This is a genomic window from Vibrio sp. 10N.222.49.C9, assembly GCF_041474985.1.
Classification (GTDB): domain Bacteria; phylum Pseudomonadota; class Gammaproteobacteria; order Enterobacterales; family Vibrionaceae; genus Vibrio; species Vibrio crassostreae_C.
The window spans coordinates 1-393 of the sequence record NZ_JBFRVD010000688.1; the positions used below are offsets into that span (position 1 = coordinate 1).

Below are 393 nucleotides of genomic sequence, written 5' to 3' on the forward strand. Positions count from 1 at the left end.
TCTAGATGCTGTGAGATCACCCGCCAATAACTCTCTAGGTCTCGATAAAGAGTCAGCATATTTGAGACCTTAAGTAGCAAACCTTGATGCGTATACAGGGTGATATCCGAGGTATAGACATACAACCATTGCGCAATTTGCTGAAGTTTATCTTCCTCTATTTTCTGTTGGTATGGGAATACTTGTAAATCTGCACACAGAGATGCCGCGCTGCCTAAGCCCATGCCTAGAGTGATGCCTTTTTCTATAGCGGCTTGATTAGCCTGAGTAATTCGATGTTTTTCAACAATACAGATAGCAGGGTTCTCGCTGCCATCAGCGTGATTCTTAGCCGGTGCAATCGCCTCTGAAAACAAGGTATCTAGCTGCAACCGAGGAAAGTGAATATACAGC

At 44.3% G+C, this 393-nt stretch carries 1 pseudogene; it reads right to left on the bottom strand.

Annotated features, from left to right (window positions below):
• Positions 1-392 (bottom strand): annotated as a pseudogene (locus tag AB4585_RS25090) (DNA polymerase Y family protein); the annotation flags it as partial.
• Between the last annotated feature and the right edge of the window lies 1 nt (position 393).